Genomic DNA, 13,493 nt, shown 5'->3' with positions numbered 1-13,493 from the left:
AGGACGACCGCCGCGGCGGCCGCCGCCATGAGCGCACCCGCCCATATCGGAAGATGACCGACGTCCCGCCTCGCCCCGGCCCAGCCCAGGACCAGGGCGAGCGGCACCCCCGCGGCCAGGACCACGCGGTCGGCGAGCAGGATGGCGCGGGCGTCGTCGGCCACCGGAACGAGATCGGCGATCCACCCCGGAACCGGGTCGGGTTCGGATGCCGGATCGGAGCCGAGGGCCGCCCCGTTCCCCGAACGGACGCCATCCACGTGGTCGGCCCCGGGCCCGGCGATCTCGTCCCCCGGGCCCGCCTCGGGCTGAAGCCCCCGGCCGGGCGAATCGTGCTCGGCCCCCCGGCCGGGCGAGGCCGCATCGTCGGGCGGGCCGGACTCATGGGCGTTCATGCTCCCATCCTGCCCTCGCGTCTCCCTGCGAGCGGAAGCCCGCGTGCCGCTCCGCCCGCGCGAGTGTCGAAAGGCCGGCGTCCCTCCCCGGACGGAGGCCGGGCTCTTGGTGCCCGGTTCACACCGGCCGGCGCAGGCAGATCACGGCGTCGGAGCGCCGACCCGCCTCGCCGTCGGGACCGGGGACCTCCCGCCACCGCTCCTGAGCGACCTCGACTTGCCATCCCTTCGTCGCCCCCGCCAGGCCCGCGAGCAGTTCAGCGGGAGTGTAGGTGCGGGCGTGGTGGCGGTGCCAGGGCGGGTTGACGCAATGGACGGCGGTCATCACCCGACCCCCGGGGGCCGCAAGAACCGCACCCCGGGTCAGCAGTTCGACCAGGTCGAGTGAGCCGGGCATGGGGCCGCCGTGGACGTAGAAGGCGGCGACGAGATCGAAGGGGCCGGCGGGCAGACGTTCGCGGGTGGCATCGAGAACCAGGCCGTGGACGCGCCCCGCCAGGCCGCGATCGCGCGCCCGGGCCCGCATGCGCGCGATCGCGGTGGCCGACAGATCGAGGCCGGTGACGTCCCAGCCGTGCTCGGCGAGCCAGACGGCGTCGGCGCCCTCCCCGCAGCCCAGGTCGAGGGCGCGGCCCGGCTCCCAGCCGAGGGCGAGCTCGGGCAGCCAGTCGTTGGGATCCCCGGACCACAGCCTGTCGACGGCGGCGTAACGCGCCTCCCACTGCATCTGTCGCTCGTTCACGGGTCGAGGTTAGCGACTGCGGTCCCGCCGCCGGGGGAAACCGGGGAAGAGGGCCGGTTCGGACGGTTCGCCGCGGCCGCGCTACCCTCTCGCCATGATCGATCCCCGCTCCCACGCCGTCGACCCCGCCTGGGTGGACACTCGCAACGCCGCCGTCAGTGCCGATCCCGCCGCACGTGTCGCCGGCAACGCGGTCGCCACCACAGACGTCGAGAAACTCACCGTGGACCGCCGGGTCATCGCCTCGATCGACACCTCGGTCTCAGACCTCATCCCCGACGCGATCGTTACCGACCAGAAGCGCTCGGGCCGCTGCTGCGCCTTCGCCGGCCTCAACGTCCTGCGCGCCTCCCTCATCGAAGAGCTGACTGTCGACTCGCTGGAGCTGAGCCAGAACTTCATCTACTTCCATGACAAGCTGGAGAAGGCCGCTGCCTTCCTGCACCGCGCCGTCGACGACGCCGAGCGTCCGCTGAGCGACCGGGAAGTGGTTGAGACCCTGCGCGAGCCGATCAGCGACGGCGGCTGGTGGCCCGAGTTCGCCCGACTGGTGAGCAAGTACGGGATGGTCCCCCACGCCGCCATGCCGGACACCCACTCGGCGACCGACTCGGACGCCATGAACGCCCACCTGGCCACCGTCCTGCGTCGCGCGGCTCTGCGCCTGCGCGCGGCGGTGGCCGCCGGGGCGGACCCCGAGCCGGTCCGCTCGGCGGCGATGGAGGACGTCCACCGGCTCCTCGCCATCCATCTGGGCACCCCGCCGACCGAGTTCATGTGGCAGTACCGGGACAAGGACAAGGTCTTCCACCGCGTCGGGACGCTGACCCCGCGCGAATTCGCCGAGCGCTACGCGGCCGGGCTGGAGGAGTTCGTCGTCGTGGCCCACGACCCGCGCCCCGAGATCCCCGTCAACACCCGGTTCGGTATTGAGCGCACCGATCTCATGGTGGGCGAGCCCACCCAGGAGCACGTCACCGCCGCTCTGGATGTTCTCAAGGCGGCCGCGATCGCCGCCATCCAGGACGGTGAACCGGTGTGGTTCGCCTGCGATGTCGCCAAGCAGCGCGAGAAGAAGTCGGGCGTCTGGGACGCGGCCCTGCACGACTACGAGGGCCTGTACGGGGTCGAGCTGTCCATGACTAAGGCGGAGCGGCTGGTGGCGCGCGAATCCGCCCTCACCCACGCCATGTGCCTGACGGGCGTGGACCTCCTCGACAATGCGCCGCGGCGCTGGCGTGTGGAGAACTCCTGGGGCGACAAGCTCGGCGAGAAGGGCTTCCACACGATGAACGACTCGTGGTTCGATGAGTACGTCTACCAGGTGGTCGTACGGGCGAGCCGCCTGCCGGACGAGGTCCGCGCGGCGCTGGAGGTCGAGCCCGTCATGCTGCCGAGCTGGGACCCGATGTTCTGAGCCGGAACGGCGGAGACGAGCCCGGGGCGAGGGCGGTGGAAGGCTCGGCGGCCCGTTCGACTCACGGGCGCCCGGTGCCCCGGACCGGGGCACCACCCCGTCGGCGGACTCCCGATTGTTCTCGATTGTCCAAATCTGTCACAAAGGCCGTTTTTGTACATTCGAAAGCGTAGATGATCCGCGTTATCTCAACGATCTGCGGTGCGCAGCATGGTACAGAACAAGTCCTTTGTGGCAGATTTGGACACGTCGGCCGACCTCGGCGGGCCCGCATCGATCGCGCGGGCACTGCCCGGCATCAGTCTCGAACCAGTGCGGCTCCACCTCCCGCACCCAGCGCTGCGCTCGCCGGCGAGCCTGCGATCCGCACCGCCCCCATAATGAACCCCATGGTCGACCTCTCCACCGTCTCCCCCGTCATCGCCCTGGGCCCTCTCGACGGCCGCTACCGCGCCGTGGCCGCACCACTGGTCAACCACCTGTCGGAGGCCGCCCTCAATCGGGCCCGCCTGGCCGTCGAGGTCGAGTGGCTCATCCACCTGACGGACCACCACGTCCTGCCCGGCGCCCCGCGCCTGTCCGAATCCGAGAAGGCCTATTTGCGCGGGACCGTCGATTCCTTCGGCGCGGCCGAGATCGCCGAGCTGGCCGAGGTCGAAGCCGTCACCCGCCACGACGTCAAGGCCGTGGAGTACCTCCTCAAGCGACGTCTGGACGCGGCGGGCGACGACCCGTCGGTGTCGGGTGCCGACGGAGGGCCCACCGTCCTGCCCACCGTCCACGAGATCGTCCACATCTTCTGCACGAGCGAGGACATCAACAATCTCGCCTACGCTCTGACGGTGCGCTCCGCCGTCAAGGAGGCCTGGCTGCCGGCCGCCCACGGTCTGATCGCCGACCTGACGGCCATGGCCCGCGAGCACGCCGGCGCCGCCATGCTCGCCCGCACCCACGGCCAGCCCGCTACCCCGACGACGCTCGGCAAGGAGCTCGCCGTCCTCGCCCGGCGCCTGACCCGCCAGGTGCGCCGCGTCGAGAGCGCCGAGTATCTGGGCAAGTTCAACGGCGCCACCGGCACGTACGGAGCGCACGTCGTGGCCGTACCGGAAGCCGACTGGCAGTCGGTCTCCCGCACCTTCGTCGAGGGGCTGGGACTGGTCTGGAACCCGCTGACCACCCAGATCGAGTCCCACGACTGGCAGGCCGAGCTCTACTGCGACATCGCCCGCTTCAACCGCGTCGCCCATAACCTGGCCACCGACGTGTGGAGCTACATCTCACTGGGCTACTTCCGCCAGCGCCTCGCCACGCAGGGCTCGACCGGCTCCTCCACCATGCCGCACAAGGTCAACCCGATCCGCTTCGAGAACGGCGAGGCGAACCTGGAGATCTCCTGCTCCCTGCTGGAGACGCTGGCCGCCACGCTGGTGACCTCGCGCCTCCAGCGGGACCTGACCGACTCCACCACCCAGCGCAACATCGGGACCGCCCTGGGGCACTCGCTGCTGGCGATCGACAACATCCGGCGCGGTCTGGCCGGGCTCGACGTCGACGCCGCCCGGCTGGAGGCGGATCTCGACGCCACGTGGGAGGTCCTCGGCGAACCCGTCCAGCAGGCGATGCGGGCGGCGTCGGTGGCCGGCGCGACCGGCATGGCCGACCCCTACGAACGGCTCAAGAAGCTCACCCGCGGCAAGCGGGTGACTCCCGAGGCCATGCGCGCCTTCATCTCCGGCCTGGGGATGCCCGACGACGTCGAGGCCCGGCTGCTGGCCCTCACGCCCGCGACCTACACGGGCCTGGCCGCCCGACTGGTCGGGCACCTGGACGACTGACACCGGCCGCATCGGCGCACACCCCGCCCGCGCCTCAGCGGCATCTCGAATGGTGGGACGGGTGTGCGTCGGGTCTACGGCTCCGTTGAGGACGTGGCTGACGGCCTGCGGGCGTACCGCCGGGTGGTCCTCAGCCGGCGATGGCCGGCACAGGCCGCGGCGGCGGTGCCGTCTCTCAGAGCGCGAACGCCGCCCCGAATACCCCCGATTCTGTTGCCTCATCATTCGGTGCTGCATTTCCTGCCCCTGATGGGTGGGCAGTGAAAGCGGCTGAGAAGGTAAAGGCATTGCTCTTCAGGATCCGAGGCCGGAGGCAATACAAATGTTGTCATCCAAGACCCGTATAGGACGAGCGGATCTTCGGGGCCGCGATCCACTCCCTCTCCGTCCGATGGGACGGCGGAAGGAATCATCGCGGATAGGTGCAGCCGTTGGCGTACATGGGTTTATGGGCTTTCCGCAATGGCAGGGGAAGGCGATTCTGCACGGCAGGGTCCCAGGCGCCGAGAACACTCGAGCCTCTCATGCGCGGGCGCAGGACCGCGCCCCCGATCCTCAGGAATCGACAGTCCTAACGCAAGAACCGCACTCTCGGTTCCGCCATGACATCCACTAACGAAGTTTGATGACGCGCATGGCAACCGTTGTGAGGCCAATGGCTGTGGCAGTGAGGACCAGCGCCGCCCCCAGTAGTGGGGCGACGTCGGCACCAGTGAGGCCGCCGGAACCGGCGAACGCCGTGGAGCCGAGGTTCAAGGTGCGAGTGTTAAGTGCCTGCGGTAATGCATAGCTGAGTGGGTGGAGAGCATCTGAGGTGACGGCGGCTATGCTGGCGACGCACCCCAACAAGCAGATCGCCACGGGGACAGCGAAGGACTTCAGCAGCATCGACAGCATGGATTGGAACGCGATCAGGGGCAGCGCCACGATCACGGAGAGCGCACCGACGGCGGCGAACTGCCACGAGACGGCCCCGTCAAGGCGCAGGACAACGACGCCGGAGGCAACGGTGCCGCCAACGAGAACGAGCTGCATGAACGCAACGGGGACCGCGATAACGACGACCTTTGCGAGCACGAGCCGGGCCGGGCGCCGGGTACCGGTGAGCAGGAGGTTCCAGTTGGTCCCGCGGTGCTCCATGCGCCAGGCGGTGGCGGTAAGCAGAGCGATACCCATGGAGTAGAACAAGAGACTGTAGAAAAGCGTCACCTGAGAGGTGAAGGAAGCCCAGCCGGCGTTGAGTGCGTCAGGGTTGTTAGCCAGGTTGATGGTCCCGGTGATCACCGCCAGGAGCGGAAGGGCGAGGGCTATGAGCCAGATGGAGGATCGCTTGAGCTTAATGAGTTCTGCGCGGAACACAAGTCTCACCTTTCAGTCCGGTCAAGACGGCGTGTCATCTGAATGAATACGACACCGACGAGAAGGAGGAAGCCGGCGATCCAGACATAGTCCGGGGTAATGTAGATAATGTTGTCGCCTTGTTGACCGACGTAGGAGATCATCGCGTAGTAACCCCAGGGTATGAAGCGCGCGACGGCACCGGGCATGAGCAGCGTGAACACAGCGAGGAAGGCGCCGAGCATTCCGATCCCCACACTCATGAGCTGGTTCTCGCCGACGCAGGCCAGCCAGATGTGCAGCGCCAGGAAGGCAATGTCGACCAGGAGCAGAAGGAGAGTGTAGCCGACCCAGGGGCCGGCGTTGATCGGCACGTGGATGCCGACGAGCGCCCCGACCGCAAGGACGAGAAACGTCTGCCCGATGACCGCGGGAGTCAGGACGAGACTGAGCGCGGCGAGCTTGGCTCGGCACAGTGCACCAGGGCTGTAGCCGGCGGTGGCGGCGAGCTGCCAGCCGGCGCCTGAGTGCTCGATATCGGTCTGCCGGCTGGCCAGGACCGCGGTGAGAATGGGTGAGGTCATCGCCGCCATGAAGGCGTACGACATCATCAGTGTCGCCCAAGGCATAGCCTCGGGATCGTCAAAAGTTCGACGCGTGCTGCCGGAGAACAGTGAGATGCTCGACAGCGCGACGACGGCGAGCACCAGGGCCGTGGTGGTCAGCCCGGTACGCAGGCGACGCATCTTGCGGAGCTCGAGTCGGATCGCCCGGTTCACAGCAGCCCCCCGCGCCCGGTAAGGTCCATGAACACGTCCTCCAGACTCTGCTGCACCCGTCGTACACCGTGGATCGGGACACCCGCGACCGCGAGGCGGTACACGAGCTCAGCGGTCTGGTCCTTGCCGAGGCCGCTGACCCGGATGCCTTCCGCGATGGGGGTCGCCGTGATCCCCTGCGCGAGGGCGGCCCGGGCGTCGGGCGTCTCAATGACAAGATCGGGAATCGAGTGTTCGAAGAGTTGGTCACGAGTACCTTGAAAGATCATCCTCCCGTTCGCGAGAATTCCCAGGACATTCGCCATCTTGTCGATCTCGTCGAGCAGGTGGCTGGAGACCATGACGGTGATTCCGTGCCCGGCAAGCCTGATCAGCAGGGTACGGATCTCCTCGATCCCAGCCGGATCCAGACCGTTCGTCGGCTCGTCGAGGATCAGCAGGGCAGGGTCGCGCGCCAGAGCCATAGCGATCCCGAGGCGCTGCTTCATACCCAGTGAGTAGTTGCGCACAAGCTTGTTCTTGTGCTCGGTCAGCCGAACCGTCTCCAGGGCGTGCTCGATCTGAACGGCGGAGAGATCAAGCATGTCCTGCACGATCCTCATGTTCTCCAGCCCGGTGAGGTGCCCATAACCGGGAGGGGCCTCGATCATCGATCCGATGGACGGAAGCATTCGTGTACGAGAGGCGGGCGTGAGGTCCTGTTCGAAGACTCTGATCTCGCCCTCAGTGGGCCGGGTGAGACCGAGGAGCATCTTCATCGTCGTCGATTTCCCGGACCCGTTCGGTCCGAGGAACCCGTAGATCGCTCCTTGCGGCACGTCCAAGTTCAGCGAGTCGACGGCGACATGCGTCTTGAAGCGCTTCGTCAGGTTCGACGTAGTGATGGCGGCACTCATGTCAGATCCTCGTTCCGCGTGGCATGGTCCTCATCATGCCCGCCGACTCGGACGGCGTGAATCGTGCCCGGAGACGATTCCTGACCGATACCTGCGCAGGAGTCTGCACCGAAGGTAGGACCGGGTCCGGCCCGTCACGTCACAGTCAGGCACCGCGATCGGACGCGTCCCCGCCCCCCGGACCCTCCGGACCGCCCGCCGACTCGGACGAGACGGGCAGCACCCCGTTGCGGTGCGCCCACAGGACCAGCTGGACACGGTCCCGAGCTCCAAGCTTGGACAGAACACGTCCAACGTGAGATTTGACCGTCACCTCCGAAATACACAGGTGCTGCGCTATCTCCAGATTCGACATCCCCGACGTCACGAGACGAAACACTGTGGCTTCACGGTCAGTGAGCTCCCGCAAGGCCGGCGCTCCGCGCCGGGGCGCTTCGTGCTCCACGAGCCTGCGCAGGAGACGCCGACCGGTAGCAGGAGCCACCGTCAGCGTGCCATGGTGAGCCGACCGGATCGCGTCGACCAGCTGGTCGGCGGTGCTGTCCTTGAGAACGAAACCGGTCGCACCCGCCTTGAGCATCCGCACGGCATAGGCGTCATTATCGAAGATCGTCAGCCCCAGGACTCGAATGCTCTCGTCCTCCTGAACAATCGTGCGCGTCGCCTCTATCCCGTCGACGCCCGGCATCCTGACATCCATCAAGATGACGTCAGGTCGTCTGGCGCGCGCCAGAGCGATAGCCTCACGCCCGTTGGAGGCGACGCCCACAACACGCATCGCCGGTTGCGCGTCGACGATACGCGTGAAACCGTCACGCACCAGCCCTTGGTCGTCGACGATCAGGACGGTGATCACCTGACTCGTTGAGCTCACGACACCTTCCCCGCCGGCCCAGGAGCGAGCGGCCACACGGTCTTGACGGTGAACTCCTCCCCAGCGCGAATCTGTGCTTGCGCACCGTACAGGGCACAGCGACGCCGGATGCCGCTGAGTCCTCGACAGTGCTCGACAGCCGCCAGATCGACGTCGTCCTTGAGCGGGTTGACAACCGTCACCGTCAGCTCTTGCGATGTCCACTCCAGCGTCAGCTTGGCCTGTCGGGTGCTGCCATGACGCAGAGCATTAGTCATGGACTCTTGGACGACTCGGTAGATCGCCAGAGCCATCCCCTGCGGCAGGTCCACACGCTCCCCACTGTCGACTCGCCGAACATTGAGCCCGGCCTGCTCGAAGGTTGCGAGCAGACTACCCAGGTCCTCAAGACCCGGCGAGGGCTGCGTGCCGGGACTCTCCTCGTAGGAGGCCAGAAGCCCCCGGACCTCATCAAGGGCGGTTCGTCCGGTCTGCGAGATGCGTGTGAACAACTCACGCGGCTCGCCGTCGACGGAGATAGCCCGCCCGCTCTCCGCCTGCACGATGATCCCGGTCAGGGTATGCGCGAGCACATCGTGGATGTCATTGCTCATACGCTCATGCTCCTCGTAAGCGGCCAGACGGATCCGGGCCTCGGCGTCGTGCTCGGCGAGAACCCGACGTCGCTCGGCCTCAGCCAGGGCCTCCCGACGCTGACGTTCCACTAATCCCACGGACCAGGAAGCAATCATGCAGGCGACAATAACGATGACGGGAGAGAAGCCTCGAGGCGAGCTGCGCACGCCCTCGCCGAGCACGACCCTAAAAAGCAGGACGCCTACGTAGACGACGCCCGTCACAAGACCGACCCGACGGGCCCGTACCGACGCGTACGACGCCACCGTGTACACCGCAACCAGAACAAGCAGGTCACCGGGGAACAACAACCTGCTGTCAACCAGCAGATGCGCACAGGAGATCGCCGCGACAGCGCTCGCGAACACCCACGGCAACGTGCGACGGAGCACCAGCACCGCCGCCATCACCGCCGACCAAAGCCAGTCCGGCTGCCCCGACACGCCCAGTCCCAGGCACACAAGGACAGCGGCGACGGCAGACGCCGCGTCCACCTGCCATCGAGCACGCGACACACTCACCATGCTCGCAGTCTAGCCTCGGCGCCCCTCCCCCGACGACATCCACCCAGAATTCATACGACAGTCGTCATACTCAAGTATGAGCCACAATGACACTCAGGCCACGGACCAGCCCAACCTCCTTATCAAGAAGGCGAGTATCCTAGCCCCGGTCGTCGCCCAGATGAAGAACCACAAGCTGCTCGCCTCCTACCAAAACAATCTGGTTCGGCGAATCCAAACCGACGGTCTTCGACCAGGACTGACCTACGGGGTCATAAGCGTGCGCGGCCTCATGCTCGGCACCGCCGGAGCCCTCTACGCCTTGAACGCCATCCACCACTCGGCCCTGCCCAACCCTCTCCTCCTTGAACCTCCGCTCACCAACGAACCCGGCACTAATAATCTTTGATACGAAGCGAACTGACCGACACGAGCGAGAGCGATGGAGGGCCATGAAGGCGGCGGAGCCGCCCGGTCCTCCGACGGCGTCGAGAGTCTCAGCCTGTCTCAGCCTCTGAGCGCTCCGGACGCTCATCCCCGCGCCGAGGCACCGGCGACGCCGAGTCCGCCGAGCAGGTACCGGGCGCACACGCCGGCGACGCACTCCTCGGCCGGGTTGACGCCGAGGCGGTTGGCATCGATGTGCAGCAGGTCGAGCGCCCGGCGCCCACCTGCGCCCGCACCGATCCGGCCTACGGTGCGGGCGGCGTCGTCGGCCACCTGCGAAGTCAGTTCGTCGGCGTGCTCCCAGCCGGGCGTTCCGTTCAGGGGGAACTCGAGGACCTGCCGCACCACGGCCCCCAGCGCGGCCCCGTCGCGCAGACGCTCGGGCAGGCGGTACCCCCACATGCGCAGGTGGGCCGCCAGCAGCTCGTCCGCGGGCAGCGGCCCGGCAACGGCCGCGTTCGCCAGCAGGCGGGCGACCAGGCCGACCCTCCCCACAGGTCGCGGGACCTTCCACACCCGGTTGTCCAAGCACCAGCGGCTGGAGATGTCGAAGTGGCTCTCGGCCCCCTCGGCCCCCTTCGGACCGCCGTACTTGGCGTACTCGGGCCCGTACACGGCGCATGCAACGCCGGGGCGCCCGCTCCCGCCGCCGGAGGTCAGCGGATCGGAGACGAGGCGCTCGAGCGCGCGCACGGGGGCGCGACGGGCCGCGGCGTCCAGGATGTCGAGGCGTGCGAATACCTCATCCAGGGTGTCGGGAGCGGCCTGGACCCGCAAACGCAGGTGGTGACCGCGCAGGTCGACGAATCGCAGGAAGTGGGCCGAGCGGATGGGCCAGTGGGCACGGACCGCGTCGAGCCAGTGCGCGAGGCGAGGCATCAGCGCATCCGTGTCGTCTCCGCCGGCGCAGTAGATGCGCGCGTACAGCCAGTCGATCTGCTGGCCCCGTCCGACCGCGGCCGTCCCGTCCGGCCCGGAGGACACGGCCATCCCGTCCGTGTCGCGAATCCCGTCGACGCCGTCGTCGAGCGCTCTCATCGCACGTCTCCGTCGTTCTTGGGCCACTGCAGGCCGACGAGGTACTCCAGCGCCGTCGTCCGACCGGAAGGTGTGACCCCCGCTTGCTGGTCGCGGGCCGGCAGCGCCTCGATGAGACTGAGATGCTCGGCGGCGGGGTCGATCCAGCCGTGCAGCGCCAGCAGGGAGGCCGGAGAGCGCAAGTCGACGTAGCGCGGCTTGTGCTCATCGAAGGTGGCGGCGCGGGAGACCGCGTCCGGTCCTCGATGCTGGTGGACGTAAACCTCGGCGGGGATCCCCCAGCGTTCGCGCAGGCTCGCGACTCGCACGAGGGTCGCCGCCGAATCCCGGTCCAGGAGCCCGGCCACGTGGCCGGCCGGGAAGATCCATGACTGCCGCCGAGTGACCAGGCGCCCGTGAACGGTCCGCGGGGAATGAACCGGTTCGTCCGGCAGCGGGTCCATCCGCCGACGTCGGCTGGTCCAGTGGTCCGCCATGGGCGCCAACCGGGCCCACGGGTCGCTCAGAAGAACCAGCCAGGCGAGATATCCCCCGAGGCGGTGCTGCGAGATGAGTCCGAGGTAGGCCAGCCCGACCGGTCCCCGGGCGTCGGCCAGGAACAGAGTGTCGGTGCGCGGGTCATGGGCGAGCCGCAGCGAGCTCAGGGGAACGGCCTGCGCGGACTCGGGCTCGCCGGGCAGGCCGAGCGGAGGCAGGACGCCGCAGGAGACGGCCTGGGCGGTGTTGCAGTCCGTGGAGACTTGGATCTCCAGTACCCGGTCGATGCCCCAGGCGGCGCGGATCCCTCGTGCCAGGCGCTGGCGGTACTGCCTGCCGAGCAGCCGATGGAAGCGGGCCTGGAGGGCACCGTTGCCGTTGGTGAAGGCGTTGACCACTGTCAGACGTCCGCCGCTGCCCGCACCAGCGGGTTCGTCGGTCCGGTTGTCGTCGGCCGAGGCCCTCCGGCCGACGACGACCGGCTGGAGGTAGGCGCCCATGTGCCGCGGCGAGGCCGACACCCCACCGGGCATGGCGGCGCGCTCGGGGTCGGGTCCGGAGGCGAGGTCCTGCCCTGCGGCGCGCAGCATCTGCGCATCGCCGTCGGGGGCGTGCGCCAGACTCATGAAGAAGGCGAGCGGGTCCTCGCACACCCCGCCGCGCCCGTACCGGGCGACGTACCGCTCCACCATGAGGTCGTAGATGCGGGAGCGGGTCACCCACGGGTCGACGAGCCCGGCCAGGGTCTCGACGTCCCGGCGGAAGGTCACCTGCTCCATCGGGTCGGTGCGCTCCCCTCGGGACTCGCAGTCCTCGTAGAGCAGGCCTGCCGGCCTGGCCCCCAGTTCGTGGTCGGGGAAGACCCGCTGCGCCAGGCGCCCGGCGTCGGCGAGCCTCTCGGCCCGATCGGTCCCGTCCTCAACGGTGACGGCCCGCCCGAGCTCGACCAGTCGGCCGAGGTCCTCGGCCCACGCGCCCCGCTGGCTCTCGGAAAGTGTGGCGGCCAGGGCGGGGAAGGGGTCCTCGCCGCGCGCCCACGGGGGATGCGGGCGCACGGCGCCGGAGGCGAGCAGACGGCGCAGGCGCAATCGCGGGTCCCGGCCGCCGACGAGTCGGACGGCCTCGCGCACGCTCACCGGCGGGGCGTCGGTGAGCCCGCCGGTCAGGCGGTCGTGGGCGGCGGCGAGCCACCGAGCGGGTTGGATCTCCTCGCGTCGGAAGATCATGCCGTTGGCGTAGTCGTGTTCGGCGACGACGGTCAGCGCCGGGCCCGTGGCCGGTCGGGCGGCGTCGGCCGCTCCGACCGGGTCGGTCGCAAGGCCCGCCGCCTCCCCCTTGTCGGTCCCGGCCGGGACGACGTCGTCGCGGACGGTCGCGGCCTCCAGGCGCAGATGGCCGGCGGGGTCGAGGTCGCGGGCCACGGCCATGAGGATGCCGTGGGCCAGGTGGAGCGCCACAGTGCAGCGGCGACGTCCGCGGGCCGGCCGGCCCGCCTCGCTGACGGTGGTCAATCCGGAGAAGGGGCTGGTTTTCAGGGCGGTGCGACTCGCGAGCGAGTAGAGCGTGCGCAGGACACGCGGATCGTCGAGTCTGCGTCCGCGCCTGGCCAGCGTCGACACCAGGGCGGGGGCGGCTATGGCCACGGAGCGCAGGTAGTCGGGGTCGTCGAGGCTGTGGGCCAGTAGGGCGCGGCTGTTCTCCAGGTCGGCGGCCACCGCCTTGTCCAGGCGGGTGCGCGCGTTACGACGTTGGGCCATCAGGCGGTCCCAGTCGATGAGCATGGCGCCGATGTCGGAGGGCAGGCCGGCCCGCACCCGCGCCGACAGGCCGCTGGCGCGTGACTGGAACACCTTCCTTTTGGCGTGCAGGACCGCTCGTCGCTCGTCGCGATCCAGCAGCGGGATGAGCTCGTACAGGGGGTCGAGGAGTCGCCCGGCGGCCCGCTCCGTCTCCCGGTCGAGGCGGCGCACCTCCTCCAGGGCCGCGATCAGGGCGTTCTGCGGACGCGGGACGGCGCAGGCGGGGAGCCCGCCCAGGCGCACGAGGGTGGGCAGCATCAGGGCCGGACGGCCGGATGCCGGGGCGGGCGGCGCCGACGCCGCGGATGCCGGGGCGGGCGGCGCCGACGCCGCGGATG

The 13,493-nt window shown here is 68.9% G+C and carries 12 protein-coding genes; 3 read left to right on the top strand and 9 right to left on the bottom strand.

Translation table 11 applies throughout. The features are described 5' to 3' along the window. Positions 1-395 (bottom strand): hypothetical protein (locus tag HMPREF9062_RS13075; protein WP_034253552.1); only part of this gene is annotated, 395 nt, incomplete at its 3' end. A 118-nt stretch (positions 396-513) separates the two neighbouring features. After that, positions 514-1,122 (bottom strand): class I SAM-dependent methyltransferase, encoded by a 609-nt coding sequence (locus tag HMPREF9062_RS02145; RefSeq protein WP_009748366.1) that lies wholly within the window; start codon positions 1,120-1,122, stop codon positions 514-516. 109 nt (positions 1,123-1,231) lie between these two features. Here HMPREF9062_RS02145 and HMPREF9062_RS02140 point away from each other — a divergent pair, with 109 nt between their 5' ends. Both HMPREF9062_RS02140 and purB read left to right on the top strand, forming a co-directional pair. After that, a complete protein-coding gene (locus HMPREF9062_RS02140) occupies positions 1,232-2,554 on the top strand; it encodes an aminopeptidase C (RefSeq protein WP_009748365.1) in 1,323 nt (440 codons plus the stop codon). Between the two features lie 389 nt (positions 2,555-2,943). Then, on the top strand, positions 2,944-4,389 hold the full coding sequence (gene purB, locus HMPREF9062_RS02135) for an adenylosuccinate lyase (protein ID WP_034253546.1): 1,446 nt from the start codon (positions 2,944-2,946) through the stop codon (positions 4,387-4,389). 612 nt (positions 4,390-5,001) lie between these two features. On the opposite strand, the gene HMPREF9062_RS02130 is transcribed toward purB, so the two are convergent. The 5 genes from HMPREF9062_RS02130 to HMPREF9062_RS02110 form a co-directional block, all read right to left on the bottom strand. Further along, positions 5,002-5,748, bottom strand: coding sequence for an ABC transporter permease (locus tag HMPREF9062_RS02130; RefSeq protein ID WP_009748363.1), 747 nt, complete (start codon positions 5,746-5,748; stop codon positions 5,002-5,004). Positions 5,749-5,753: 5 nt separating this feature from the next. Continuing rightward, entirely contained in the window at positions 5,754-6,506 is a 753-nt protein-coding gene (locus HMPREF9062_RS02125) for an ABC transporter permease (RefSeq protein ID WP_009748362.1), read from the bottom strand. Beyond that, complete coding sequence (locus HMPREF9062_RS02120; protein WP_009748361.1) at positions 6,503-7,402, bottom strand: ABC transporter ATP-binding protein; 900 nt, start codon at positions 7,400-7,402, stop codon at positions 6,503-6,505. Before HMPREF9062_RS02120 ends, HMPREF9062_RS02125 begins: the two co-directional genes overlap by 4 nt. 145 nt (positions 7,403-7,547) lie before the next feature. Then, on the bottom strand, positions 7,548-8,276 hold the full coding sequence (locus HMPREF9062_RS02115; RefSeq protein WP_216584402.1) for a response regulator: 729 nt from the start codon (positions 8,274-8,276) through the stop codon (positions 7,548-7,550). After that, on the bottom strand, positions 8,273-9,415 hold the full coding sequence (locus tag HMPREF9062_RS02110) for a sensor histidine kinase (protein WP_034253543.1): 1,143 nt from the start codon (positions 9,413-9,415) through the stop codon (positions 8,273-8,275). Before HMPREF9062_RS02110 ends, HMPREF9062_RS02115 begins: the two co-directional genes overlap by 4 nt. A 76-nt stretch (positions 9,416-9,491) precedes the next feature. Here HMPREF9062_RS02110 and HMPREF9062_RS02105 point away from each other — a divergent pair, with 76 nt between their 5' ends. Beyond that, entirely contained in the window at positions 9,492-9,803 is a 312-nt protein-coding gene (locus HMPREF9062_RS02105; RefSeq protein ID WP_009748357.1) for a hypothetical protein, read from the top strand. Positions 9,804-9,925: 122 nt separating this feature from the next. On the opposite strand, the gene HMPREF9062_RS02100 is transcribed toward HMPREF9062_RS02105, so the two are convergent. Together HMPREF9062_RS02100 and HMPREF9062_RS02095 are read right to left on the bottom strand one after the other, a co-directional pair. After that, positions 9,926-10,879, bottom strand: coding sequence for a lantibiotic dehydratase C-terminal domain-containing protein (locus tag HMPREF9062_RS02100; RefSeq protein ID WP_009748356.1), 954 nt, complete (start codon positions 10,877-10,879; stop codon positions 9,926-9,928). Continuing rightward, complete coding sequence (locus HMPREF9062_RS02095; protein ID WP_009748355.1) at positions 10,876-13,413, bottom strand: lantibiotic dehydratase; 2,538 nt, start codon at positions 13,411-13,413, stop codon at positions 10,876-10,878. The genes HMPREF9062_RS02100 and HMPREF9062_RS02095 overlap by 4 nt, the downstream gene beginning before the upstream one ends. Positions 13,414-13,493: the final 80 nt, after the last annotated feature.

Origin of the sequence: Actinomyces sp. oral taxon 448 str. F0400 (assembly GCF_000220835.1) — a bacterium.
Classification (GTDB): domain Bacteria; phylum Actinomycetota; class Actinomycetes; order Actinomycetales; family Actinomycetaceae; genus Actinomyces.
The sequence above is the reverse complement of the archived record's forward strand: the minus strand, read 5'-3'. Positions and strand labels throughout refer to the sequence as shown.

Excerpts from the sequence above, each read along its gene's own strand:
- HMPREF9062_RS02145 (WP_009748366.1), bottom strand. The coding sequence starts at position 1,122 with ATGCAGTGGGAGGCGCGTTACGCCGCCGTCGACAGGCTGTGGTCCGGG.
- HMPREF9062_RS02140 (WP_009748365.1), top strand. The coding sequence starts at position 1,232 with ATGATCGATCCCCGCTCCCACGCCGTCGACCCCGCCTGGGTGGACACT.
- purB (WP_034253546.1), top strand. The coding sequence starts at position 2,944 with ATGGTCGACCTCTCCACCGTCTCCCCCGTCATCGCCCTGGGCCCTCTC.
- HMPREF9062_RS02120 (WP_009748361.1), bottom strand. The coding sequence starts at position 7,402 with ATGAGTGCCGCCATCACTACGTCGAACCTGACGAAGCGCTTCAAGACG.
- HMPREF9062_RS02110 (WP_034253543.1), bottom strand. The coding sequence starts at position 9,415 with ATGGTGAGTGTGTCGCGTGCTCGATGGCAGGTGGACGCGGCGTCTGCC.
- HMPREF9062_RS02105 (WP_009748357.1), top strand. The coding sequence starts at position 9,492 with ATGAGCCACAATGACACTCAGGCCACGGACCAGCCCAACCTCCTTATC.
- HMPREF9062_RS02100 (WP_009748356.1), bottom strand. The coding sequence starts at position 10,879 with ATGAGAGCGCTCGACGACGGCGTCGACGGGATTCGCGACACGGACGGG.
- HMPREF9062_RS02095 (WP_009748355.1), bottom strand. The coding sequence starts at position 13,413 with ATGCTGCCCACCCTCGTGCGCCTGGGCGGGCTCCCCGCCTGCGCCGTC.